The organism is Streptomyces sp. NPDC028331, from assembly GCF_055565775.1.
In genome coordinates, this window is sequence record NZ_JBVHTR010000018.1 from 53,561 (window position 1) to 78,598 (window position 25,038).

A 25,038-nucleotide genomic window follows, 5' to 3' on the forward strand; every position below is an offset into this window, starting at 1 on the left:
GCACCCTAGCCGTAAAGGAGCGCGACCGACATGTCGGGCACTGTGACGATGTACAGCACCTCGTGGTGTGGCTACTGCCGCCGGCTCAAGAGCCAGCTGGACCGTGAGGGCATCGCGTACAACGAGATCAACATCGAGCAGGACCCGGAGTCGGCCGCCTTCGTGGAGAAGGCGAATGGCGGAAACCAGACGGTTCCGACCGTGCTGTTCGCGGACGGCACGACGCTGACGAACCCGTCGCTGGCGCAGGTCAAGCAGAAGATCGGCGCGTAGCGGCCGCAGCGTCTCACCTGTGCGGAGGGCGGTCCCTGAAAGGCTTCAGGGACCGCCCTGCTGTGGTTTGTCCCAGATCAGCGTGTACCGCCACAGGAGCCGGCGCCGGAACCGGCAGCCGGGCAGCAGGTGCCGGGCGGCCCTGCTGACCTCGCCCCAGTGCATGGTCGAGTCCTGGACCGGCATGCCGAGCGGGTCGCGCTTGCCTCCCCGCAGCAGCGCGTGAAGCCGGCTCGCCGGCACGCCGCAGCCGCTGATCATCCAGTCCAGGGACGTCCGGTTGGCCGCCAGCCCGACGATCACCAGTCGGCCGCCGGGTGCCGTGAGCCGCACCAGACGCGCCACCGCCTCGTCGAAGGCCGTGTGGTGGACGACGGCGACCGCACTGACGAACTCGTACCCGCCTTCCGGCAGCGAGTCGTCGTCCAGGTAGTCCGCTTCGCGGAACGTGACGTTGGGGGGCACGTCCCGACGCGCCAGCCGGATCATGTCCGGCGAGCGGTCCACCGCCGTGACGGTTCCCGCCCTGGACGCGAGCTTCCGGGCGAGCAGGCCGTCGCCGCAGCCGACGTCCAGAGCCGTGCCGCAGCCATCGGGGACGGCGGCGAGGACAGCGGGGTGGTAGTGGACGTTGTGGTTCCAGTACGGGTCGCCGGTGCGCGTCGGCACCGGGTCAGACGCTCCGGGTCGGCAGGGGCTTGCCGTACCAGAGCTCGATCAGGCGGGCGGCGATGGAGATGCCGTACGGCGGCAGGACCTCTCCGGTCTCGAACGCGGCACCCAGTTCCTCGCGGGAGAACCAGCGGGCCTCGTGGATCTCGTCCCCGTCGACCTCGATGTCGGTGCTCGTGGCGTGGGCGAGGAAGCCGAGCATCAGGCTGGACGGGAAGGGCCAGGGCTGACTGGCGATGTACCGGACCTCGCCGATGGTGATGCCGACCTCTTCGAAGACCTCGCGGCGCACCGACTGCTCGATGGCCTCCCCCGGCTCGACGAATCCGGCGAGGGTCGAGAAGCGGCCCTCGGGCCAGTGCACCTGGCGGCCGAGCAGGATGCGGTCGTCGTCGTCCGTGACCGCCATGATCACAGCCGGGTCGGTGCGCGGGTAGTGCTCGGCACCGCACGCGGGGCAGCGGCGAATGTGACCGGCGGCCGCGATGACCGTGCGCTCGCCGCAGCGCGAGCAGAAGCGGTGCAGGCGCTGCCAGTTCTCCAGGGCGACCGCGTGCACCATCAGTCCCGCGTCGCGTGGCGACAGCAGCAGTCCGGCCTCGCGCAGGCCGGCCGGGCGCGCCGACTGGTCCATACGGCCGGGTAGTGCGTCCTTCTGGAGGGCGAAGTAGCTGACGCCGTCCGCGTCGGTGCCCAGGAAGTAGCGGTGGGCCTCCGTGAGGGGTGCCTCGAAGGAGGGGGTCATGACGAGTTCGGTCCGGCCGTCGGACGTCTCGTCGATGAGGACCTGGCCGCCGGAGACCACGAAGCAACGCGTCGAGGGGTGGCTCCATGCCGCGGCGAGCCATGCCTCGTCGAGCCGGTGGTGGGCGGCCCGGTCGATGCCGCTGGGCGCGGTGAGCGAGATGGGCCGGTCGGCGGTGTGGTCGGTCCAGGTGGTCACGAGTGCTTCCAACTCCCCCGGTGCAACGGTGGTTTCGGCGGGCGGTTCAGCGAGGCGTGGGTGGTGCGGGGGCCGGGTCGGGCGGGGCCGAGGCGGGCGGGGCGGCCCCTCCAGTGTGCCGCGCGGTGCCGTCCGCCCGGACGACCCGGCGACCCGCGCGTTCGTCAGTCCGCATCGCGCAGGCTCTCCCCGAGGTCGTCCCACAGGTATGCGGCGGTTTCGACGCCTTTGAGGAGCAGATCGAGTTCCACCTTCTCGTTCGGGGCGTGCCAGCCGTCGGAGGGGATGGAGATGCCGAGGAACAGCACGGGCGCGCCGAGGACCTCCTGGAGGTCGGCGGCGGGTCCGGATCCGCCCTCGCGGGTGAAGCGGACGGGCTGCTGGAAGGCCCGGCCCATGGCCCGTACGACGGACCGCAGGGCGGGGTGGTCGAGGGGCGTCAGGCAGGGGCGGGTGGCCGCGCCGAACGTGATCTCGTGCCGGATGCCGGCGGGCAGCACGTCTGCCGCCCAGGCGCGCACCACCTTCTCGATGTGGTCGGGGTCCTGGCCCGCGACCAGCCGGAAGGAGAGCTTCACCATGGCGGTGGACGGGATGATCGTCTTGCTGCCGGGGCCCTGGTAGCCGCCGCCGATGCCGTTGACCTCGGCGGTGGGCCGGGCCCAGATGCGTTCCAGCGTGGTGTGTCCCGCCTCCCCGTAGGTGGCGGTCGACCGGGCGGTGCGCAGCCACTGCTCTTCGTCGAAGGGCAGCTCGGCGAAGAGTCGGCGTTCGTGGTCGGTGAGGTCGATGACGCCGTCGTAGAAGCCCGGTATCGCCACGCGCGCGTGCTCGTCGTGCAGCGCGGCGACCAGGCGGGCGGCCGCGGTGGCCGGGTTGGGCACGGCGCCCCCGAAGGACCCGGAGTGGATGTCCTGCTCGGGCCCGTACAGGGTGATCTCGCACTCGGCGAGGCCGCGCATGCCCGTGCAGACGGTGGGAGTGTCCGCGGACCACATGCCGGTGTCCGAGACGATCACCGCGTCGGCGGTGAGCCGGTCGGCGTGCTGTTCGACGAGGGCGCGGAAGTTCGGGGAGCCTGACTCCTCCTCGCCCTCGATCAGCAGCTTCAGGTGGACGGCCGGGGCGGTGCGCCCGGTGGCGGCGAGGTGGGCGCGGACGCCGAGTGTGTGGAAGAACACCTGGCCCTTGTCGTCGGCGGCCCCGCGCGCGTACAGCCGCCCGTCGCGGATCACCGGTTCGAAGGGGTCGCTGTCCCAGCCGTCCTCGCGGGCGGCGGGCTGGACGTCGTGGTGGCCGTAGACGAGGACGGTGGGTGCCTGCGGGTCGTCGGAGGGCCATTCGGCGAAGACCGCCGGAGCCCCGGCCGTCGGCCACACCTCGGCCGTGGGGAAGCCGGTCTCCCGGAGCCGGGCCGCGAGCCAGTCGGCACTGCGCCGCACGTCCGCCGCGCGCTCGGGCTGGGCGGACACCGACGGGATGCGCAGCCACTCCGCGAGGTCGTCGAGGAAGGCGGCGCGATGGCTGTCGATGTACGTGCGGACGGCACTGTCCGGGGTCTCGCTCATGGTCACGAGCCTATCGGCCCCCGCCGGCGTCCTGGTCCTCCGGTTCCCCACCGGAGGGGCCGGCCGCCAGCAGCCGCTCGAGGGCGGGCCGGTCCGGGAGTCCCCCGGGGCGTACGACCTCGCCGCTTCGGACGTACAGGAACGCGGCCTTGACGGCGTCCAGGGGCACACCCTGCTGCTCGGCCCAGGCCAGCCGGTACAGGGCGAGCTGGAGCGGGTCGCCGCTTCGGGTGCGGCCGGTCTTCCAGTCGACGATCTCGTACTGCGTGCCGTCCTCGTCGTCCACGCGGTAGACGGCGTCGATGCGGCCCCGCACCACGCGGCCGGCGACGGAGAGCTGGAAGGGTGCCTCGACGCGGTACGGGGTGCGGTGGGCGTAGGGAGTGCGTTCGAAGGCGTCCTTGAGTGCCTCGAGGTCGCGTTCGTCGGCGATCTCGGCATCGCTCCCGGGCAGCTCCTCGGGCTCCAGCATGGGCAGCCGCAGCTCTTCGAAGCGTGCCTCCACCCAGGCGTGGAATCGGGTGCCCCGGCGCGCCGCGGGTTGCGGGGGGCGGGGCATGGGGCGCGCGAGTTCCCGGGCGAGCCCGTCGGGGTCGGCGGCCAGGCGGAGCACCTGGGAGGCGGTCAGCGACGGCGGCAGCGGCACGTCGGTGACGGCGGCGCGGGCGCGCAGCAGCTCTCCGGTGAGGGCGTCCAGATCGCGGTCCCAGGAGGCGACGGTCCGGGCCTCCTCCGGGGTGAGCGCGGGGGCGCCCTCGGACGGGTGCCGCCGGGCGTGCGGGACGGTGGGGGTGCCGTCGTCCGCGGGCACGCGCGCGTGGGGGGGCGCGGGACGGTGGGTCGTCCAGGAGTCCCAGTCGGAGTCGTCCACTTCGGCGTGGTCGTCCCAGGCGGCTTCCTCCTCGACGGGCGGCAACGCGCCCAGGGCGGTTTCCTCCCCGTCGACGTCGTCGTAGAGGTCCTCGTCGTCCGGCGGTGGCGGCCATTCCGGGTCGTCGTACGCGGAGGGGGCGTGGTCGGCCGCCGGGTGGGCGCCGTCGTGTGAGGCGACCTGCTCCAGGTGGGCGAGTACGGTCGCGGCGGCGGCGCGGCGGCGGGCCAGGGCCGCCTCGTCCAGCGGGAGCGGCCACGCGTGGTCGGTGGCCGCCTCGTGGAGTGCCGGGTTCTCCTCGTCCTCGGCGGGCGGGTCGGCCCACACCTCGATCTCGCCGTGTCCGGCCTCGCAGTGCTCGTAGAGCGCCTGGAGGAAGTCCGAGGGACCCCGGGGGCGCTTCTGGGCGGGGCCCCACCAGTGGCCGGAGCCGAGCAGCAGGGAGCGGGGGCGGGTGAAGGTGACGTAGCCGAGGCGCAGCTCCTCGGTGTGCTGGTGCTCCTTCATGGCCTCGTGGAAGGCCTTCAAGCCGCGGGAGTCCCAGCTCTCGACGTCGGGCAGGGTGTCGGCGTCGCCGCGCAGCGCGTGCGGCAGCACCTTGCTCTGGGCGGTCCACTTCTCGCGGCCCTGGGCGCTCGGGAAGGTGCCCTTGACCAGCCCGGGGACGGCGACGACGTCCCACTCCAGTCCCTTGGACTTGTGCGCGGTGAGCACCTTGACGGTGTTCTCGCCGCCGGGGAGGGCGTTGTCCAGGCCCTTCTCGTACTGGGCGGCGGTGCGCAGGAACCCGAGGAATGCGAGAAGGCTGGCGTCCGGTTCGTTGGCGGCGAAGGACGCGGCGATGTCCAGGAAGTTCGAGAGGGTCTCGCGGCGGCGGGCGGCCAGCGCGTGCGGGGACGCGGACAGCTCGACTTCCAGGCCGGTGACGGCGAGCACGCGGTGCAGGACGTCCATCAGCGGGTCGGCGAGGGAGCGGCGCAGGTCGCGCAGTTCGGCGGCCAGCCGTGCGAACCGTACGCGCGCGTCGGGAGAGAACGGCAGCCCGTCCTCCTCCCGATCGGCCTCCATGGGCAGTTCCAGGAAGGTGTCGAGGGCATCCGCGAGCGAGATCACCTCGGACGGGTCGACGCCCTCGACGGCGGCGGCGAGCCTGCGGTCCGGGTCGTCGTCGCCGTCCATGCGCGCGTGCGACACGAGGAGCCGGGCGCGACGGCCCAGGAGCGCGAGGTCGCGAGGGCCGATGCGCCAGCGCGGCCCGGTGAGGAGGCGGACCAGGGAGGCGTTGGCGCCGGGGTCCTGGAGAACCTCGCAGACGGCGACGAGGTCGGCGATCTCGGGCAGGTGCAGCAGCCCGGACAGGCCCACGACCTCGACCGGGATGTCGCGCGCGACGAGGGCGCCCTGGATCTGGGCGAAGTCGGTCGCGGTGCGGCACAGTACGGCGATCTCCCCGGGAGCGGTGCCGGTGCGCACCAGATGGGCGAGGGAGTCGGCGATCCAGTCGATCTCCTCGGCGTGGGTGCGCAGCAGGGCACAGCGCACCAGGCCGTCACGCTCGGCGCCGGGAGCCGGTCGAAGGGCCTGCACGCCCGCGTGCATCGCGCGCAGGGGCGCCGCGAGGCCGTTGGCGAGGTCGAGGAGGCGGCCGCCGCTGCGGCGGTTCTCGCTGAGGGACTGGCGGGTCGCGGGGCGGCCGTCGGCGTGCGGGAAGTGCTCGGGGAAGTCGTCGAGGTTGGCGACGGAGGCTCCGCGCCAGCCGTAGATCGCCTGACAGGGGTCGCCGACGGCGGTGACGGGGTGGCCGCTGCCGCCGCCGAACAGTCCGGCGAGCAGGACGCGCTGGGCCACCGACGTGTCCTGGTACTCGTCGAGCAGGACCACGCGGAACTCGTCCCGCAGGATGCGGCCCACCTCGGGCAGGTCGGCCAGCCGGGCGGAGAGGGCGATCTGGTCGCCGAAGTCGAGCAGGTCCCGCTCGCGTTTGGCCGCCCGGTAGCGGATCACCAGCTCGGCGAGTTCCCGGCGGGCGGCGGCCGTCTCGGGAACCTTGCGCAGGTCGGCGTTGGTGAGCCGGACGCCTTCCAGGGTGCGCAGCAGCTCGGCGTCGTGGGCGCGCAGGTCCTCCGGTGTGACGAGGTGCTCGGCCAGTTCGGCGTCGAGCGTGAGCAGGTCTCCGACGAGGTCCGGGAAGGACCGGGTCAGCGACGGATAGGGGCCCGGCGCCTCGCGCAGCACGCGTGCGGCGAGCTGGTAGCGGGTGGCGTCGGCGAGCAGGCGCGACGTGGGTTCGAGTCCGATGCGCAGGCCGTGGTCGGTGAGGAGGCGGCCCGCGAAGGCGTGGTACGTCGAGATCACCGGCTCGCCGGGCGGGTCGTCCGGGTCGATCACGTCGGGGTCGGTGACGCCCGCCTTGATCAGCGCCCTGCGGACGCGCTCGGCGAGCTCGCCGGCCGCCTTGTTGGTGAAGGTCAGGCCGAGAACCTGCTCCGGGGCGACCTGTCCGGTGCCGACGAGCCACACCACCCGGGCCGCCATCACCGTGGTCTTGCCCGATCCGGCTCCGGCCACGATCACCTGCGGGGCGGGCGGCGCGGTGATGCAGGCCGTCTGCTCGGGGGTGAACGGGATGCCGAGGAGCTCCTTGAGCTGCTCGGGGTCGGTGATACGGGCGGGCATGACTCAGAGGCTATCGGCGGCCACTGACAGTCGATGCCGAAGTGCCTGCCGCGCCGGAGGATGCGCTGGTCAGCGCGTCTGGTGCGACTGATCACACCGGTGTGGCCGCAGCCGTGCCGTCACTCCACGACCTGCCGGCCCTCCGGCCGCGCGCTGCACGACGCCCGGAACGCGCAGTGCGTGCAGTGCTGTCCGGCGGTCGGCGAGAAGCGCTCGTCGAGGACCTTGCCGGCCGCGGTGGCCAGCAGCTCCCCGACCCACTCGCCTTCCAGGGGCTGCTGCGCTTGCACCTTGGGCAGCGTTTCACCGCCGTCCTTCCTGGCGGCGCCCTGCCGCAGGTGGACCAGCTCCGCGCCGCCCGGCTCGGGGCGCCGCCCGCCGAACGCCTCGTCGACGGCGCCCTCGCGCACGGCGAGCTGGTAGACCGCGAGCTGCGGATGACGGTCCACCTCGGCGGCGCTGGGCGCCTGCTTGCCGGTCTTGAAGTCGACCACGTAGGCGCGGCCCTCGCCGTCGGACTCCACACGGTCCATGGAGCCGCGGATGCGCACCTGGTAGTCGCCCGCTTCGAGGGTGACGTCGAAGTCGTGCTCGCTCGCCACCGGTGTGCGCCCGGCACGGACACCGCCCGAGGCGACGTGCCACTTCAGGAAGCGTTCGAGCGCCACGCGCGCGTTGTCCTTCTCCTGGGCGGACTTCCACGGCGCGTCGAAGGCGAGCGCGTTCCACACCGAGTCCAGGCGTTCCATGAGGACGTCCAGGTCGGCGGGTGTGCGCCCGGAGGCGACCTCGTCGGCGAGGACGTGGACCACGTTCCCGAACCCCTGGGCGGCGGTCGCGGGCGCATCGGCCTTGACCTCGCGGCCGAGGAACCACTGCAGGGCGCAGGTGTTCGCGAGCTGGTCGAGGGCGCTCCCGGAGAGCACGACCGGCTGCTCGCGGTCGCGCAGCGGCACCTTGCTCTCGGTCGGGTCCCACATGCCCCACCAGCGGTACGGGTGCGCGGACGGCACCAGGGGCCGTCCGTCCTCGTCGACGAGGGCGGCGAGCCGGGCGAGCCGGCGGGCGGCGGCCTCACGGAGGGTGTCGGAGGCGCGCGGGTCCACGGTCGTGGCGCGCAGTTCGGCGACCAGGGCGGCGACGGACAGGGGGCGGCGGGGGCGGCCGGTGACGTCCCTGGGTTCGACGCCGAGTTCGGCGAGGAAGCGGGAGGGCTGGTCGCCGTCGTCGGCGGGGGCCTTGACGGCGGTGACGACCAGCCGTTCACGCGCGCGTGTGCAGGCGACGTAGAACAGGCGGCGCTCCTCGGCGAGCAGCGCCCCCGGGGTGAGGGGTTCGGCGAGCCCGTCACGGCCGATGCGGTCGGCCTCCAGGAGGGAGCCGCGGCGGCGCAGGTCGGGCCACAGTCCCTCCTGGACGCCGGCGACCACGACCAGGCGCCACTGCAGGCCCTTGGAGCGGTGCGCGGTCATCAGGCGGACGGCTTCGGGACGCACGGCGCGGCGGGTGAGTGTGTCGGCGGCGATGTCCTGGGCCTCGATCTCCTCGAGGAAGTTCAGGGCGCCCCGGCCTCCGGTGCGCTCCTCCGCACGGGCGGCGGTGGCGAACAGCGCGCACACGGCGTCCAGGTCACGGTCGGCGTTGCGTCCGGCGGCGCCGCCGCGCCGGGAGGCGTTCTCCAGGCGCCTGGGCCACGGTGTGCCGTCCCACAGCACCCACAGGGCCTCCTCTGCCGTGCCGCCGTCCGCGAGCCGCTCGCGGGCCTTCGCGAGCAGCGCACCGAGGCGCTGGGCTCCGCGCGCGTACGCCGGGTCGTGCGTTACCAGGCGCTCGGGTTCGGCCAGTGCCCGGGCGAGCAGGTCGTCGGAGGGCGGGGGTATCGGGTTGCCGGCCGCTCGCTCCTCCTCGCGGAGGGCGCGGCCGAGGCGACGCAGGTCCGCGGCGTCCATGCCGGCGAGCGGGGAGGCGAGGAGGGTGAGCGCGGTCTCGGTGTCCAGCCAGGGTGCCCCTTCGGGCTCCTGCCCGGTCTCTTCGGCCGCTGTGCCCGACGTCTCGGCCCGGGCCACCGCCCGCAGCGCCGTCAGCAGGGGGGTGACCGCCGGTTCGTGGCGCAGGGGCAGGTCGTCGCCGTCGATGTCCAAGGGGACGCCGGCGGCTGTCAGGGCGCGGCGGACCATCGGGATCGTGCGGGCGCCGGCGCGCACCAGGACGGCCATCTCGCCCCACGGAACGCCGTCCTCCAGGTGCGCGCGACGCAGGATGTCGGCGATGTTGTCCAGTTCGGTGCCGGGGGTGGGGTACGTGTAGACCTCGACGCGGCCTCCGTCCCGTACGGCGGCCAGTTCACGGTGCGCGCGGACCTTCTCCGCCGGAAGCCGGGTCAGCGGCATGCGCTGGGTGAGCAGCCGGGTGGCGGCCAGGAGTGCGGCACCGGAGCGGCGGGACGTCCGGAGGACCTCCACGGGTGCCGGTGCGCCGTCGGTGCGCGGGAAGGCGTGGGGGAAGTCCAGGATGCCGTTCACGTCGGCGCCCCGGAACGCGTAGATCGACTGGTCGGGGTCGCCGAAGGCCACCAGGGTCCGGCCGTCGCCCGCCAGGGCCCGCAGGAGCCGTACCTGCGCCGGATCGGTGTCCTGGTACTCGTCGACGTAGACCGCGTCGTACTGCCCGGCCAGGCGCTCGGCGACGCCGGGGCGGCGGGCCAGCAGGACCGCGCGGTGCACGAGCTCGGCGTAGTCGATCACTCCCTGGAGGTCGAGGACGTCCAGGTACTCGGCGAGGAAGGCGGACGCGGCCTGCCAGTCGGGGCGGCCTGTCCGCTCGGCGAAGCGACGCAGGGCGTCCGGGGCGAGGCCGAGTTCCCGGCTGCGGGCCAGCACGGCGCGGACCTCGTCGGCGAAGCCACGTGTGGTCAGACAGGCGCGCAGTTCGTCGGGCCAGCGCACGTGCGCGAGGCCCAGGCGCTCCAGCTCGGGCTGGCCGGCGAGCAGCTCGCGCACGGTCACGTCCTGCTCGGGGCCGGACAGCAGTCGCAGGGGCTCGGCGAAGAGACCGCTGTCCTGGTGGGCGCGGACCAGGGCGTAGCAGAACGAGTGGAACGTGGTGGCCTGCGGGGCGTGCGCCGCGCCGATGCGCAGCGCCATCCGGTCGCGCAGGTCGACGGCGGCCTTGCGGCTGAAGGTCAGCACCAGGATGCGTTCCGGGTGGCCGCCGCGGGCGATCCGGGCGGCGACGGACTCGACGAGCGTGGTGGTCTTGCCGGTGCCCGGGCCTGCGAGGACGAGCAGCGGCCCGGTCTCGTGGTCAACCACCGCGCGCTGGCTCGCGTCCAGTGGAGGGGGATCCACTCGGACGGGCGGGGTACGGACCAGTCGGTAAGCGCCACGGTTCCCCTCCCGCACCCGGGGGTGCGGCAGGCGCCTGGTGGAGGAAGAGGAGCTCACGTGGTTCGCCGGTCCTGGTGGTCGTGCTCGTGCTGGTGGTCGTACTCGTGCTGGTCGCTGCCGGCGCGGAGCGCCGTCGTCGGGGCGGGGTGGCCGGACGGGCGGCCGCGTGGGGCGGGCGGTGGTCACGGGATGAGAGGGGCGCGCGCCGTCGACGCTACGCCCGCCCGGTCCGCGGAAGCAGGGCCTCCCCCACTTCCCGGAGACACCTCTGGTCACCCCTGTCACAGCAGTCGCCCAGTGCACGAACGTACGGCATGCGGCGGGTGTGCCCTCGTTCACCCATGCGGGCGATGCGTTCCCGTTCGGCCCGTCCGGCCCAGGAAGCTTTCAGACATGTCCCTCCGCGGGTTCGACTCCGTCCCAGCGCGCCCGTCTCATGTCGATCCGCGGCAGATGCCCCTCCGAGGCGCGGCCGGCCTCCCGCAGCGGGGTCCCCTCCGCCCGGTAGTGGCCGAGCGCCTCCAGTTCCTGACCGGGGAGGAGTACGCCGTCCGCGCGGACGACGCGCCACCAGGGGACCGCTCCGCCGTAGAGAGCCATGACCCGGCCCACCTGGCGCGGGCCTCCCTCCTGAAGCCACTCGGCGATGTCCCCGTAGGTCATCACGTGCCCCGGCGGAATGCGTTCGGCCACGTCGAGGACCCGTTCCGCGTACTCCGGCAGGGCGTCGGCCGCAAGGTTCTCCTCGCTCATCCGCCCCATCCTGCCCGACGCCACCGACAATGTGATGAGAGAGCGGCCGAGCGTGACTCTCGCCCCGGCGCAGCGCTTCGGGCAGACTGTGCGCCCCCGCATTTGCACCCTGATAGCCCCGTGTGTCGGGTGGGCATGCCACCATCGTGCGGGCGGTGACTGGTGATACGAGATCAAGAAGAGACGATGAAGCAGCAGGGCGTGCACCCCGAAGGCGCGGAGGGCACCCCTGGGGGTTCGTCGCGCCCTGACACCGCCGCAGCGGCCCATCGCGCCGGCGACGAGACCCGCGAGGAGCCGGGCAAGGAGACGCGCGCCGACGGCACGCACGAGACGGCACACGACGACGGAGAGCAGGCGTCCGGAGACGAGAACGGGCACGCCGAGGCGCCCGACGGCGACACGCCGCGTACGGCGGACGCCCGGCGGCGATCGGCGCCGGACGAGAAGTGCGCCGACTCCCACAACGACGAGGTGGAGGGCGACGAACCGCTGCTCCCCGCGCGCGTGCACCGTCCCTCGGACCTGATGCGGCTTCTGGTGGGCGTACTCGGGATCGTGGTGCTGCTCGCCGTCGCCGCGTTCGCGCACGGCACCACCTCGGGGCTCGAACAGGACATCAACAGGGGCACGGGTCAGGCACCCGATCTGCTGATCAAGATCGCGGGTCTGGCCTCGAGCATCGCGATCCTGCTGGTGCCCGTCGCCTTCGCGATCGAACGGCTGATCAAGCGGGACGGGCTGCGCATCGCCGACGGCGTCCTCGCGGCGGTCCTCGCCCACGGAGTGACACTCGCCACGGACCTGTGGGTCGCCCGGGCCGCACCGCCGTCCATCCAGGAGGCGCTCACCCAGCCCTCGCCCGGCGACATCCACGCCCTGACGGACCCCGTGCACGGCTATCTCGCGCCCGTCATCGCGTATATGACCGCCGTGGGCATGTCACGCAGGCCACGCTGGCGTGCCGTGCTGTGGGTGGTGCTGCTGCTGGACGCCTTCTCGATGCTGGTCACCGGCTACACCACGCCGTTCTCGATCATCCTGACGGTGCTGATCGGCTGGAGCATCGCGGCCGGAACGCTGTACGCGGTCGGCTCGCCGAACGTACGGCCCACCGGGCGAACCCTGATGGCGGGGCTGCGCACCGTCGGCTTCCGCCCGATGAGCGCGGCGCGGGAGGAGATGCCCGACACGGCGGACAACGGCGACCGCGGACGGCGCTACTTCGTCACCCTGGAGGACGGCCCGCCCCTCGACGTCACCGTCGTCGACCGTGAGCAGCAGGCACAGGGCTTCTTCTACCGCGTGTGGCGGCGGCTGACACTGCGCGGGATCACCACGCGGCGCAGCCTGCAGTCGCTGCGGCAGGCCCTGGAGCAGGAGGCGCTTTTGGCGTACGCGGCCATCGCGGCCGGCGCCAACGCTCCCAAGCTGATCGCGACCTCCGAGCTGGGCCCCGACGCCGTGATGCTCGTCTACGAGCACACCGGCGGCCGCACCCTCGACCAACTGGCCGACGAGGAGATCACCGACGATCTGCTGCACGACACCTGGCAGCAGGTGCGGGCGCTGCAGTCGCGACGCATCGCGCACCGGCGGCTCGCGGGTGACGCCGTGGTGGTGGATCGTTCCGGCACCGTCATCCTGACGGATCTGCGCAGCGGCGAGATCGCGGCCGGGGACCTGGTGCTGCGGATGGACATCGCGCAGCTGCTGACCACGCTCGGGCTGCGGGTCGGCGCCGAGCGGGCGGTGGCGTCCGCGGTCCACGTGCTGGGTCCCGACGCGGTCGCCGACTGTCTGCCCATGCTGCAGCCCATCGCGCTGACCCGCTCCACGCGCGCGACCCTCAGGAAGTTGGCCCGGGACCGGGCCGAGCGCGAGCGGGAAGCGGTCCTCGAGGCGTCCCGGCAGGCGAAACAGGCCCGTGGGGACGAGGTCCCCGGCGGCCCCGGGGTCACCCTCGACAAGCCCGACAAGAAGGCGGTGCGCGCCGAACAGCGGGCCGAGAAGCGCGCGATCGACGAGGCACTGGAGGAGGCCCGCGAGGAGGACCTGCTCACCCAGATCCGCCACCAGGTGCTGCGGATCCGGCCGCAGGCGCCGGTGGAACCCGCCCGTCTGGAGCGGGTCCGGCCGCGCACCCTCATCAGCTTCATGGCGGGCGCCATCGGCGCGTACTTCCTGCTGACGCAGCTCACCCACATCCAGTTCGGCACGCTCTTCGCCAACGCCGAGTGGGGCTGGGTGGCGGCGGCCGTTGTGTTCTCCGCACTGAGCTACGTCGCGGCGGCGATGCAACTGCTGGGCTTCGTGCCCGAGCGGGTGCCGTTCCCGCGGACCGTGGCCGCGCAGGTCGCCGGATCGTTCGTGAAGATCGTGGCGCCCGCCGCGGTCGGGGGTGTGGCGCTCAACACCCGCTTCCTGCAGCGCGCGGGCGTGCGGCCGGGGCTCGCGGTGGCGAGCGTCGGCGCCTCGCAGCTGTTCGGGCTGGGCGGTCACATCCTGATGCTGCTGTCCTTCGGCTACCTCACGGGCACCGAGAAGACGCCGTCCCTGTCTCCGTCCCGCACGGTCATCGCGGGCCTGCTGACGGTGGCGGTGCTCGTCCTGGTGGTCACGTCCGTCCCGTTCCTGCGGAAATTCGTCGTCACGCGCGTGCGGTCGCTGTTCGCCGGCGTCGTCCCGCGCATGCTCGACGTACTGCAGCGGCCGCAGAAGCTGGTCACCGGCATCGGCGGCATGCTGCTGCTGACCGCGTCCTTCGTGATGTGCCTGGACGCCTCGATCCGGGCCTTCGGGCACGAGGAGAAGACCACGCTGAGCCTGGCCAGCGTCGCGGTCGTCTTCCTCGCCGGCAACGCCCTCGGCTCGGCCGCCCCGACCCCGGGCGGTGTGGGCGCGGTCGAGGCGACGCTGACGGTCGGTCTGATCGCCGTCGGCCTCCCCAAGGAGGTCGCGGCGCCCGCGGTGCTGCTGTACCGGCTGCTGACGCTGTGGCTGCCGGTGCTGCCCGGATGGCTCTTCTTCAACCATCTCACGCGCAAGGACGCACTCTAGGACCGCACGCGCGCGTGCCGCACGTACCCGCGTGCGGTGCTCGGCAGGGCACGCGCGCGTGGACGCTCATCCGACGGGCCCGGGCCGGCCTCCACCGGCCCTCGGGCACAGGCGACACGCGGTGAGGGCGGCCGGGAGTCACCCACACGGACCGTGTCCCGAGCGCCCCGGGCCGTGCGGTCGCACGATGGGAACATGCCGAACCGTCTCCCGTTGCGCGCCGTTGCCGTGAGCGCCGCCGCCGTGCTTGTGTCCTCCCTTCCGACGGGCTGCGCCAGCGGCTTCGTGGACGGGGAGCTGTCGAGTCAGAAGCTGACCTGGAACAACTGCCCGGCGCCGTCCGCGGCGGAGGGCGGCGGCACCGCGCCCTCGCCGCTGCCGAACGGCGGACGGTGGCAGTGCGCCACCATGAAGGCGCCGCTGAACTGGGACGACCCCACGGGCGGCACCATCGACATCGCGCTGATCCGGGTGAAGGCCAGCGGTCCCTCGAGCAAGCGGATCGGTTCGCTCGTCTTCAACTTCGGCGGGCCGGGCGGCTCCGGCGTCAGCGCGCTGCCCGCCTTCGCACAGGACTACGAGACCCTGCGCACCCGCTACGACCTCGTGAGCTTCGACCCACGCGGGGTCGGCCGGAGCGCGGGTGTGAGGTGCGAGGACGACCAGCAGCTCGACGCGTTCTTCCAGCAGGACGAGACGCCCGACAACGCGGCCGAGCTGACGGCCTTCCTCAACAACACCAAGCAGTTCAACAACGCCTGCGAGAAGCACTCCGGCAAGGTGCTGCCGTATGTGCGCACCACCGACGTGGCACGCGACATGGACCTCCTGCGCAAGGTGCTCGGCGACAAGAAGCTGCACTACTTCGGCATCTCGTACGGCACCGAACTCGGCGGCGTCTACGCGCACCTGTTCCCCAAGAACGTCGGGCGGGCCGTGCTGGACGGCGTCGTCGACCCGACGCAGGACCCGGAGCAGAGCGCGCTCGGACAGGCCAAGGGGTTCCAGCTCGCGCTCGACAACTACGCCCGGGACTGCACCTCCAGGAGCACCGGGTGCCCGGTCGGCCGCACCCCGCAGGACGTCGAGAACCGGATCGCCGCCCTGCTGAAGAAACTCGACAGCAAGCCGATCCCCGGCGTCTTCCCCCGCCGGCTGACCCAGACCGCCGCGACCAACGGCATCGCACAGGCGCTGTACTCCAAGGACTTCTGGGGCTACCTGACCGAAGGGCTGCAGCAGGCGTACGCCGGCGACGGCGAGGTGCTGATGCTGCTGTCGGACGCGATGAACGGTCGCAACGAGAACGGCCAGTACAGCAACCTCATCCCCGCGAACGTCGCCGTCAACTGCGCGGACGAGAAGCCGCGGTACACGCCGGCCGAGGTGAAGGCCAAGCTGCCGCAGTTCCGGGCCGCCTCCCCGGTCTTCGGCGACTTCCTGGCCTGGGGCATGCTCAGCTGCACCGGCTGGCCCGTGGCGGGAGCCGCCGGCCATCCGAACGTGAGCGCACCCGGTGCCCCGCCGATCCTCGTGATCGGCAACACCGGCGACCCGGCCACCCCGTACGAGGGCGCGAAGAGGATGGCCAACGCGCTCGGCAAGGGCGTCGGCGTGGAGCTGACGTACAAGGGCCAGGGACACGGCGCCTACGACAGCAAGAACAAGTGCGTGCAGGGCGTCGTGGACGGCTACCTGCTGAACGGAAAGGTCCCCGCGGCCGGCACCGTCTGCAGCTGACCGGCGACCCCGTACCGGACGCACCTGGCCGGTGCCACCCACGCGCAGCCGGACCCGCAGCCGGAAATCTCGCCCGTATTACGCGGAACCCCAGGTCAGATGGTTATCCACAGGTTGGCATGGGCTCCACCCGATCCGCCTAGCATGGCCTCATTGCTTTCCGCGGCACCGAGCGGAGAGCGGGTAGGGGGTTCAGATGTCACGTTTCCCACGCTGGACGGCCGTGATCGCCGCCGCACTGCTCATGGCCGGCTGCGGCGGCGGTTCGTCCGGCGGAGGCGGGACCTCGGGGCTGTCCACCTCGCTCTCCTCGCAGAAACTCGACTGGGGCCGCTGCAAGGGCACGTCGGCGCCGGGTGGCGACTGGCAGTGCGCGACGCTGAGGGCGCCCCTGGACTGGTCGAAGCCGGACGGCGAGACGATCGGCCTGGCACTGATCCGGTCCAGGGCCCAGGGAGGCAACCGGATCGGCTCGCTGCTCTTCAACTTCGGCGGCCCCGGCGGCTCCGGGGTCTCGATCATGCCGTCGTTCGCGAGCACGCTCTCCGCCCTGCACAAGCGGTACGACCTGGTGAGCTGGGATCCGCGCGGCGTCGGCGCCAGCGAGGGGATCCGCTGCCGCAGCGACAAGGCGATCCAGGCCGCCGAGAACGTCGACGTGACACCGGACGACACCGCCGAGGAGAAGGTGTACCTCAAGGACGCCGCCGACTTCGGCAAGGGCTGCGCGAAGGCCGCGGGAAAGCTCCTCGGGCACGTCTCGACGACCGACACCGCGCGCGACATGGACCTGATGCGCCAGGTCCTCGGTGACCGCACGACCCACTACTTCGGCATCTCGTACGGCACCGAACTGGGCGGCGTGTACGCCCACCTGTTCCCGAAGAACGTGGGGCGCATGGTGCTGGACGCCGTCGTCGACCCCACCGCGGACATCGTCGGCCACGCGAAGAACCAGGCCCTCGGCTTCCAGCGCGCGCTCGACGACTACCTGAGCTCGACGGGCCAGGACCCCGAGCAGGGCTCACAGAAGATCACCCGGTTGCTGCGGCGGATCGACGCGACACCACTGTCGACGTCGTCGGGCCGCAAGCTCACCCAGACACTGGCCCTCACCGGCATCGTGCTGCCGCTCTACAGCAAGCAGAGCTGGCCCATGCTCACCAGCGCCCTGCAGGCGGCCGAGAAGGGCGACGGTTCGGAGCTGCTGAGCCTGGCCGACAACTACAACGAGCGCGACTCGTCGGGCCACTACGGCACCACGACCCACGCCCAACGGGTCATATCGTGCCTGGACGACAGGCAGCGGCCGACGCCCGAGTCGGTGAAGAAGCTGCTGCCGGACTTCGAGAAGATCTCGCCCGTCTTCGGCGACTTCCTGGGATGGGACACGGCCGGCTGGTGCCACGACTGGCCGGTGGCCGGAGAGTTCGACCACCCGGTGGTCAGCGCGCCGGGAGCCGCGCCGGTACTCCTGGTGGGCAACACCGGGGACCCCGCGACCCCCTACGAGGGCGCCCGGAAGATGGCCGACGGGCTGGGCAAGGGTGTCGGTGTGGAACTCACCTGGAAGGGCGAGGGCCACGGGGCGTACGGAAGCGGAAGCACCTGCGTGGACTCCGCGGTGAACGCCTATCTGCTGGACGGGACCGTGCCGAAGGACGGGACGGTCTGTTCATGACGACGGCGGGGGCGCCCCGGGCGCCGATGGCACCGGAAGCCCCCGCCTACGGGCCTTCTGCCTGCGGCCCCCTGGGCGTGGCGGCGCGGATCGCGCGGCTCAGCGAGGCGCGTACGCCACACGCTCGAAGGGCCACTCGCGGGCCAGCCAGTCGCTGACGACGCGGTACAGCTCGGCGTCGAGGGAAGCATGGTCCGCGCGGACCCAGGAGCGGACGTCGGTGACACCGGGGTCCTGGCGTGAGCCGTATATGTAGACACAGCCGATGACGTCGTCCCCAGGGACCGACAGGACGGTGTAAGTGAAGCCGACGCGCCGGTCGAAGTCCTCCGCGTGCCGGCGCAGGTCGTCGAGGTTGGCCTCCAGGGACATCCCCTCCGGAGGCGGCCAGGAGCGACCGACGAAGCCGGGGGTGGCTCGGATGTGGGCGATGCTGGAGGTCCAGGCGGCGTGATCGGCAGCGTTGTGCTGAGGGCCGAGGGGCTCCAGACGGAAGCGGTCGGTGGCAGGCGGGTGCGGCACGGCGAAATCGGGAGCCACAAGGGGCTGGTCAGGTGAGGTCACCGCGGGAGGTTACTCCCCGGCCCCTACCGGCCTCTCGCGAATTCGGGGAGACGGCACCGCGCGCCCGCACGCGCTCCGGCGTGAGCGTAGTAAACGGCAGTGGCTGCGCTGAGGGGCCACCCACAGGTTCACCAGGAGTGAGATCGCTTTCGATCACGGCCGAGGAGTCTCCGAATCAGCAAGAACGTGCCCGCGACGATCAGGACCATCCCCATAAGGATCAAGACCACCCCGATGGCGATCAGAAACGTGCCAATAAAGACGAGAAGCGCCCCAATCAGGACCAAGAGCGCCCCGATGATAAGGAGAAAGATCGCGAGGACGGTCACGGTTGTCTCCTGTCCTCCCTCCCGCTCTGACTCCTTCCCATTCCCGGTGCAAACACTCTGCTTCGCGATCATCGACGGCTTGTCGCAGCCAAGAGGTCAGTCACGTCCGCTGGTGTCAGTCATGACCAGCGCTGGGCCGTCCCCGGGCCGTCCGCGGTCACCCGACGGCGACCAACAACGACAGAAGCCCACGGCATCCGAGCTGGTCAGAGCCGTGGGCTTCGTCGATCCCGCTGGTCAGCGAGACCCTTGATCAGTAGACCGGCTTGTGCGGCTCGATCTGGTTGACCCAGCCGATCACGCCGCCGCCCACGTGGACGGCGTCGGAGAAGCCCGCCGACTTCAGGACGGCGAGGACTTCCGCACTGCGGACACCCGTCTTGCAGTGCAGGACGATCTTCTTGTCCTGCGGCAGGCCCTCCAGGGCGGTGCCCATCAGGAACTCGTTCTTCGGGATCAGGCGGGCGCCCGGGATGGAGACGATCTCGTACTCGTTCGGCTCGCGGACGTCGATGATGTCGATGTTCTCTCCGTCGTCGATCCACTCCTTGAGCTGCTTGGGAGTGATCGTCGAGTCGGCGGCCGCCGCCTGGGCCTCTTCGGAGACGACGCCGCAGAAGGCCTCGTAGTCGATGAGCTCGGTGACCGTCGGGTTCTCACCGCAGACCGCGCAGTTCGGGTCCTTGCGGACCTTGACCTGGCGGTACTGCATCTCCAGGGCGTCGTAGATCATCAAGCGGCCGACCAGCGGCTCGCCGATGCCCGCGAGGAGCTTGATGGCCTCGTTGACCTGGATGGAGCCGATGGACGCGCACAGCACGCCCAGGACGCCGCCCTCGGCGCAGGAGGGGACCATGCCCGGCGGCGGGGGCTCCGGGTACAGGCAGCGGTAGCAGGGGCCGTGCTCCGACCAGAAGACGGAGGCCTGGCCGTCGAAGCGGTAGATCGAACCCCACACGTACGGCTTGTTCAGCAGCACGCACGCGTCGTTGACGAGGTACCGGGTGGCGAAGTTGTCCGTGCCGTCGACGATCAGGTCGTACTGGCTGAAGATCTCCATCACGTTGTCGGCCTCGAGCCGCTCCTCGTGAAGGATCACGTTCACGTAGGGGTTGATGCCCTTGACCGTGTCACGCGCCGACTCGGCCTTGGAGCGGCCGATGTCGGACTGGCTGTGGATGATCTGCCGCTGCAGGTTCGACTCGTCGACCTCGTCGAACTCCACGATGCCGAGCGTTCCCACGCCGGCCGCGGCCAGGTACATCAGCGCCGGCGAGCCCAGACCGCCGGCGCCCACACACAGCACCTTGGCGTTCTTCAGCCGCTTCTGCCCGTCCATCCCGACGTCGGGGATGATCAGGTGGCGGGAGTACCTGCGGACCTCGTCTACGGTGAGCTCGGAAGCCGGCTCGACCAGGGGTGGCAGCGACACGGGGACTCCGTTGGTCGGTCAATCACTACGGTTGTTCTCCTCGTAACACTGCCACGCCCTCCTTCATTCCGAGACACCCGTTCCGAGACGCGAGACGATGTCGTCCCAGTAGCCGGGCATGCCCTCCCAGGGATCGGTGCGCCCGCCGCGGTCGGTGCGGTCGGTGAACCAGATCGTGGCGGCGCCCTGCCAGCGGGCGATGCGCAGCGCCTCCTCGAGGTGGCCGCGGGGTACGCCGTGCACGAAGTGGCAGAAGCGCTCGGGCGGGTGGTCGGCTGTCCATTCGGCCACCTGCGACCAGCGGTAGTCGCTCCAGGAGCCGCGGAAGGTGACCAACTGGTCGGCGTGTTCGACGTATCCGGGATACGGGTGGGTGCCGTGTCCGAGGACGATGTGCCCGTGGCCGAGGAGCGCGCGCAGGGCGGCGACCGTGCGGCCGGTCTCGGGGAGGAGGGCGCGTTCGGTGGGGCAGCGGTCCAGGAGGAAGCCGTCGACCTGGTACCAGTCGAGATACCGGTGCGCCTCGGAGATCATCTCGGCGAAGGGGCGCGCGCCCCAGACGGCGTCGAGGTGACCGAGAACACGGACGCCAGCGGTGTGCAGCCGTCCCGCGGCCCGCAGGCAGTGCGGGTCGGGACGGGTGCCGGGGCCGTTGCTCACGTTGAGGGCGGCCCAGTGCACCGGGGTCCCGGGACGGGCGAGCGCGCCCCACTCCTCGGTGGCGAGGAGTGGGTGCGCATAGCCCGGGGTGCCGAGGCCCAGGCCCAGGTCGGTGCTCGCCGCGCTCGCCGGGGTGTTGGTCAGATGCGGCACGCCGCCTCCATCCAGATGTCCGCGAGCGACTCCTCGAGGTTGATCCGGGGCCGCCAGCCGAGCCGGTCGCGGGCGGTGCGGACGTCGGCCTGCTGCCAGCTGCCGCAACCGTCCGGGTAGGGGTAGGCGACCGGGACGGTGTGCTCGGGGTCGCCCCGGTGGTGGCCGAGGACCGGCCGCACCGGGCCCGGAGGGCCGTCCAGTTCGTGCAGGGCGCCGCCGTAGCCGGCCACACGGGCGAGGACGGCGGCGGCGTCCCGCAGGCGCACGGCGCGGCCCGAGCCGATGTTGATCACGCCCTGGGCGGCGGAGAGGGAGGCTGCGTGGACGGCGCGGGCGACATCGCGTACGTCGACGAAGTCGCGCTGGACGCCGAGGCCGCCGAGCTTGAGTTCGCCGTCGCCGGACTGCATGGCGCGGCGCAGGGCCTCGGCGAGGCGGCCGAGCGGGGATCCCGCGGGAGTGCCGGGCCCGGCGGGCGAGAACACGCGCAGTACGACGGCGTCGAGCCCGGAGCCGAGGACGAGTTCGGTGGCGGCGAGCTTGCTGACGCCGTACGGGCCACCGGGGCGCGGGACGGCGTCCTCGGCCGTGGAGGAGCCGGGCTGGCTGGGTCCGTACTCCGCGCTGCAGCCGATCTGCACCAGGCGGGCCCCGCAGCCGCTGCGGCGCAGGGCCTCGCAGACGGTGGCGACGGCGACGGTGTTGTGCCGGGTGAGTTCGCGGGCACCGCCGCGGATGGCACCGGCGCAGTTGATGACGACTCCGGGGTGCACGGCGTCCAGGAAGCGGGTGAGTGCGCCGGGGCTGCCGGAGGCGAGATCGAACCGCACGTCGGCGTCGTCGCCGCGCCCGAGCGCGGTGAGCTGGACGGCCGGGTCGGCGAGCAGGCGGTCGGCGACGAAGCGGCCGATGTATCCGTTGGCTCCGATCAGCAGGACCCTCATCGGGCGGCTCCCGGGGCGGACTCTCCGGTTCGGGAGGTGATCATCTGGCGTTTCTCCTTACGAGGGTGGTGCCGTGGATGAGAGGGACCCCGCGGTGTCGGCCCCGCGGGAGGGTGCCGGGGACCGGGTCCCGGCGGCTCGGCGCGGGTCCTGAGGTCCCCGTGTCGTGAGCCGGGTCAGGGTGATCCGGGCGGCCGGACGTGGGCCGATGCCCGGGTCAGCGTGCGGGTCGCGTGGATCAGCAGGATCAGGGCGGCCGGGGCGCAGACGAGGGCGGGGACGGCGTCCGCACCCCAGGCGTCGGTCAGGGTCTGGACCGGCGCGGCCAGCGCGGAACAGCCGGGCAGCCGGGCGGCGAAGACCGTGGCCAGGGCGGCCGCCTCCAGGCCGGCCGCCGCGCCGAGGACGACGGTGGGGGCGCGGCCGGCCTCGTGAGCGGCGAGCAGTCGGGCGAGCAGCAGGAGGGCGCCCAGGGCCCCGGCTCCGGCGTAGGCGGCGGGTTCGCCGAGGAGGGCTCCGCTGAGCGCGAGCAGTGCGGCGAGGGCGCACAGGAAGAGTGCGAACACGCCGAGGAAGAGCGGGGTGACGGAGGCCGCGAACTCCTCCAGCCCGCGGCTCACGGCGAGCCTGCGCCGGGCGTGCACGGCGAAGAGGCGGGCGCACCAGACGGCAGGGCCGCAGGCCAGGGCGAGCGCGAGGACGGGGGCGGTGGCCGGGGCCCAGGGGCCGTCGGGGCCGGCGTCCAGGGCGGCGCGCAGCAGTCCGTCGCCGAGGAGGGCGTAGGCGAGCAGCCAGCACGTCCACACGCGCGTGGCGGCCGATGTGGCGTGGGTGGGAGCGCGCAGCGGGCCACGGCCGAGTGCCGCGCGCAGGCCGAGCACGACGGCGAGGGCGCCGAGCGCGGCGACGGTGAGGCGGGTGCGGCCCTCGGTGGCCCGCAGGCCGAGGACGGCGGCCGTGCACAGGGCGCCCGGGAGCAGGGCGAGGAGGGCCCATGCCCGGGGTGGGCGGGGGTCCTCCGCGGGGGCCGGGCGCTGTGGTGGCCGGTCGTCGTCGCGAGGTACGCGCGCGTACATCTCCTCGGCGAGCGAGAAGACGTCCCGGTGCCGGTAGCGGGCGGCGGCCCGGTCGGTCAGTCCGTGGGCTTCCAGAGCGGCCGCGATCTCCAGGGGGTCGACGGCCCGTTCGCACAGCTCGCGGTGGCGGTGCATGAGCGTTTTGACGGGGTCGGCGGCGCCACGGCGGGCGGGGGGCTTGCGGGCGGGGTGCGGGCTCTCGGCGTCCGCGGCGCGCACGGCGCCGGCGGCATGGGGCCTTCGCCCCGCCGCGACGGCTCGGGGCTCTCGCTCCCCCATGGCGGCTTCAGCCCCCGCCTCGGCCGTCTCGTCCACGCGTGCGGGTGCGCCCTCCGCCTGCGGTTCCCATTCCTCCGGCCTCGTGTCCCAGGCGTCGGGACGGTGCAGTTCGCCCACGTCTCTCAGGTCTCTCATCGCGCGCCCTCCGCTGCCGGAACGGGTGCCTGGGGCCCGACGGTGGCGCGTGCGGGCGGGGGCGGGGTGCCCGGTGCGCCCGCCCAGCGGGGTAGGGCGCGGGGGAGCCGGGGCTCGGTCCAGCGGCCGGGCAGGTGGGCTTCCGCGGGTGCTCCGAAGGGCAGCGGTGCGCCCGCGTCGTCGACCACGACCCGCCGTACCGGCGCGTGGGAGACGATCTCCAGGTAAATGCCGTGAAATGCCGCCACGTTCTGCTCGACGGTGAACAGTTCGAGGGCTCGTGCGCGGGCGGCTGCGCCGAGGCGCTCGCGGCGCGCGGGATCGCGCAGCAGTGCCAGGCACGCCTCCGCGAGCGCCCGCGGGTTGCGCGGCGGGACGACGAGGCCCGTGCCGCCGATGACCTCCACCACCGCCCCCACGTCCGTGGACACCGTCGCGCGACCGCAGAACATGGCCTCCACCAGGCTGATCGGAAACCCTTCGACGACGCTCGACAGGACGACGACCGCACCGGCCGCGTACGCCTCCGCCAGGTCGGGCGCCTCCGGGCCGCCGACCTCCTCGAAGGACACGGGGTTGTCGCCGACGGCGTGCACGCCCTCCGCCTCGTCCGGGAAGAGCTGCGCGGCCAGGGCCCTGCAGTGTCCGAGGTAGTCCGTGCCCTCGGCGCCCGTCGCGGTGCCCACGATGCGCAGCCTGGCCTTCGGTTCGGCCTTGTGGATCTCCGCGAAGGCGTGGAGCAGGCTGATGAGGTCCTTGGCGGGCTCGATGCGGCCGACCCAGACCAGGGTGTGCGGGTCCGCGTGGTCGGCGGCCTCGCCCACCTCCGTGAAGCGGGACGCCTCCATGCCGGGGTAGACCGTGCGCACCTTGGCGCGGTCGGCGCCGCACCGCTCCTGCCAGCGCCTGGCGTGGGCGTTGCCGGGCGTGACGCAGGCGGCCCGCCGGTACACCTCGGCGGCCAGCCGGCGCTCGAAGGAGGCGAGCAGCGCGCGCACCGGGCGTGGCTCGTCCGTCGCTCCCAGGTAGTGCGCCCGCAGCCGCACGCCGTACTCGGTGACCAGCAGCGGGATGCCCGCGAAGTGCCCGGCGAGCAGCCCGGGCAGGGCCGCGGCACCGCCCGAGGTGGCGTGGCAGAGGTCGACGGAGCCGAGTGCGTCGTCCTCGTACCAGTCGAGCGAGAGGGGGCGCAGGGCGCGTTCGACGTGTGCGGCGACCTCCAGGAGGTCGGGGACGCCCGCCCCGCGCGCCGCCCTCAGGGCGCCCGGTGCGCGGCAGGCGGCCTCCAGGGCGCGCAGGGCGGTCTCGGAGCCCAGTGCGCGGGCCAGGCCGCCTTCGTCACGGGCGAGTTCGGCGAGGGCGTACAGGGCGGTGCCGAAACGGTCCGCCTCGGGGCCGACCGGTTCTGACGCCTCCTGCGTCGCCGGCTCCGGCACCGTGCACAGTGCGGCGGCCAGTTCCCCGTACGCCTCGGCGAACCGTCGCCGCGCCCGGCGCCCGTGGGCGGCCCCGTCGTCCTGCGCGGTCCACAGGGGTGCCGTGCGCACCCGGCCGATGTGCGGCGGCAGCGGGATCCAGCCCTCGGCCTCCTGCCGCTCGGTGCGGCAGAGCGCGTAGACGTCGAACTCGTGCTGCCGAAGTCCGCGCACGAGCCGGTCGCACCAGAGCCTGGCGTCACCGCTCACATACGGATAGCCACCCTCCGTAAGCAGTCCGATGCGCACGTGTGCACCCCCGATCTCCCGTAGGGAGCCGCCGTCGACCGGCGGCCCGCAGCGGGACGAACGTACGCGGAGGGGGCGGTGGGGCGACGGACGGTTGTCCGTCGCGCCACCAAAAG

The 25,038-nt window shown here is 72.8% G+C and carries 17 protein-coding genes; 4 read left to right on the top strand and 13 right to left on the bottom strand.

The window, feature by feature from the left end; genetic code table 11:
* Positions 1-30: 30 nt before the first annotated feature.
* On the top strand, positions 31-273 hold the full coding sequence (locus tag ACZ4SW_RS25095; protein WP_468249915.1) for a mycoredoxin: 243 nt from the start codon (positions 31-33) through the stop codon (positions 271-273).
* A gap of 45 nt (positions 274-318) precedes the next feature.
* On the opposite strand, the gene ACZ4SW_RS25100 is transcribed toward ACZ4SW_RS25095, so the two are convergent.
* The 6 genes from ACZ4SW_RS25100 to ACZ4SW_RS25125 form a co-directional block, all read right to left on the bottom strand.
* On the bottom strand, positions 319-942 hold the full coding sequence (locus tag ACZ4SW_RS25100) for a class I SAM-dependent methyltransferase (protein ID WP_468249917.1): 624 nt from the start codon (positions 940-942) through the stop codon (positions 319-321).
* 4 nt (positions 943-946) lie between these two features.
* Entirely contained in the window at positions 947-1,888 is a 942-nt protein-coding gene (gene nudC, locus ACZ4SW_RS25105; RefSeq protein WP_468249920.1) for an NAD(+) diphosphatase, read from the bottom strand.
* Between the two features lie 164 nt (positions 1,889-2,052).
* Positions 2,053-3,456: a dipeptidase gene (locus ACZ4SW_RS25110; RefSeq protein WP_468249925.1), complete on the bottom strand. Its 1,404-nt coding sequence runs from the start codon at positions 3,454-3,456 to the stop codon at positions 2,053-2,055.
* A gap of 10 nt (positions 3,457-3,466) precedes the next feature.
* A complete protein-coding gene (locus ACZ4SW_RS25115; RefSeq protein ID WP_468249929.1) occupies positions 3,467-7,003 on the bottom strand; it encodes an ATP-dependent helicase in 3,537 nt (1,178 codons plus the stop codon).
* 119 nt (positions 7,004-7,122) lie between these two features.
* Positions 7,123-10,446, bottom strand: coding sequence for an ATP-dependent helicase (locus ACZ4SW_RS25120; RefSeq protein WP_468249933.1), 3,324 nt, complete (start codon positions 10,444-10,446; stop codon positions 7,123-7,125).
* A 330-nt stretch (positions 10,447-10,776) separates the two neighbouring features.
* Positions 10,777-11,142, bottom strand: a complete 366-nt coding sequence (locus tag ACZ4SW_RS25125) for an MGMT family protein (protein WP_468249936.1) — start codon at positions 11,140-11,142, stop codon at positions 10,777-10,779.
* Positions 11,143-11,328: 186 nt separating this feature from the next.
* On the opposite strand from ACZ4SW_RS25125, the gene ACZ4SW_RS25130 reads away from it, so the two are divergent.
* The 3 genes from ACZ4SW_RS25130 (at position 11,329) to ACZ4SW_RS25140 (ending at position 17,623) form a co-directional block, all read left to right on the top strand.
* Positions 11,329-14,202 (top strand): lysylphosphatidylglycerol synthase transmembrane domain-containing protein, encoded by a 2,874-nt coding sequence (locus ACZ4SW_RS25130; protein ID WP_468249938.1) that lies wholly within the window; start codon positions 11,329-11,331, stop codon positions 14,200-14,202.
* A 195-nt stretch (positions 14,203-14,397) separates the two neighbouring features.
* On the top strand, positions 14,398-15,942 hold the full coding sequence (locus tag ACZ4SW_RS25135) for an alpha/beta hydrolase (protein WP_468249942.1): 1,545 nt from the start codon (positions 14,398-14,400) through the stop codon (positions 15,940-15,942).
* A gap of 196 nt (positions 15,943-16,138) precedes the next feature.
* Entirely contained in the window at positions 16,139-17,623 is a 1,485-nt protein-coding gene (locus ACZ4SW_RS25140; protein ID WP_468249946.1) for an alpha/beta hydrolase, read from the top strand.
* A 99-nt stretch (positions 17,624-17,722) separates the two neighbouring features.
* On the opposite strand, the gene ACZ4SW_RS25145 is transcribed toward ACZ4SW_RS25140, so the two are convergent.
* From ACZ4SW_RS25145 to ACZ4SW_RS25175, 7 genes are all read right to left on the bottom strand, one after another.
* Positions 17,723-18,187 carry a GNAT family N-acetyltransferase gene (locus ACZ4SW_RS25145; protein ID WP_468249950.1) on the bottom strand — a complete coding sequence of 155 codons (465 nt, stop codon included), beginning with the start codon at positions 18,185-18,187 and terminating at the stop codon, positions 17,723-17,725.
* Positions 18,188-18,315: 128 nt separating this feature from the next.
* A complete protein-coding gene (locus ACZ4SW_RS25150) occupies positions 18,316-18,516 on the bottom strand; it encodes a hypothetical protein (protein WP_468249954.1) in 201 nt (66 codons plus the stop codon).
* Positions 18,517-18,769: 253 nt separating this feature from the next.
* A complete protein-coding gene (gene moeZ / locus ACZ4SW_RS25155; RefSeq protein WP_468249957.1) occupies positions 18,770-19,948 on the bottom strand; it encodes an adenylyltransferase/sulfurtransferase MoeZ in 1,179 nt (392 codons plus the stop codon).
* A gap of 63 nt (positions 19,949-20,011) precedes the next feature.
* On the bottom strand, positions 20,012-20,761 hold the full coding sequence (locus ACZ4SW_RS25160; RefSeq protein WP_468249961.1) for a spherulation-specific family 4 protein: 750 nt from the start codon (positions 20,759-20,761) through the stop codon (positions 20,012-20,014).
* Positions 20,749-21,708: an NAD-dependent epimerase/dehydratase family protein gene (locus tag ACZ4SW_RS25165; RefSeq protein ID WP_468249965.1), complete on the bottom strand. Its 960-nt coding sequence runs from the start codon at positions 21,706-21,708 to the stop codon at positions 20,749-20,751. The genes ACZ4SW_RS25160 and ACZ4SW_RS25165 overlap by 13 nt, the downstream gene beginning before the upstream one ends.
* A gap of 176 nt (positions 21,709-21,884) precedes the next feature.
* On the bottom strand, positions 21,885-23,189 hold the full coding sequence (locus ACZ4SW_RS25170; RefSeq protein ID WP_468250254.1) for a hypothetical protein: 1,305 nt from the start codon (positions 23,187-23,189) through the stop codon (positions 21,885-21,887).
* Between the two features lie 5 nt (positions 23,190-23,194).
* Entirely contained in the window at positions 23,195-24,922 is a 1,728-nt protein-coding gene (locus ACZ4SW_RS25175; RefSeq protein ID WP_468249969.1) for a DUF3492 domain-containing protein, read from the bottom strand.
* Positions 24,923-25,038: the final 116 nt, after the last annotated feature.

Bases quoted from the DNA above. Each gene is read 5' to 3' on its own strand.
- ACZ4SW_RS25165 (WP_468249965.1), bottom strand. From the start codon at position 21,708: ATGAGGGTCCTGCTGATCGGAGCCAACGGATACATCGGCCGCTTCGTC.
- ACZ4SW_RS25115 (WP_468249929.1), bottom strand. From the start codon at position 7,003: ATGCCCGCCCGTATCACCGACCCCGAGCAGCTCAAGGAGCTCCTCGGC.
- ACZ4SW_RS25110 (WP_468249925.1), bottom strand. From the start codon at position 3,456: ATGAGCGAGACCCCGGACAGTGCCGTCCGCACGTACATCGACAGCCAT.
- ACZ4SW_RS25130 (WP_468249938.1), top strand. From the start codon at position 11,329: ATGAAGCAGCAGGGCGTGCACCCCGAAGGCGCGGAGGGCACCCCTGGG.
- ACZ4SW_RS25095 (WP_468249915.1), top strand. From the start codon at position 31: ATGTCGGGCACTGTGACGATGTACAGCACCTCGTGGTGTGGCTACTGC.
- ACZ4SW_RS25140 (WP_468249946.1), top strand. From the start codon at position 16,139: ATGTCACGTTTCCCACGCTGGACGGCCGTGATCGCCGCCGCACTGCTC.
- ACZ4SW_RS25135 (WP_468249942.1), top strand. From the start codon at position 14,398: ATGCCGAACCGTCTCCCGTTGCGCGCCGTTGCCGTGAGCGCCGCCGCC.
- ACZ4SW_RS25125 (WP_468249936.1), bottom strand. From the start codon at position 11,142: ATGAGCGAGGAGAACCTTGCGGCCGACGCCCTGCCGGAGTACGCGGAA.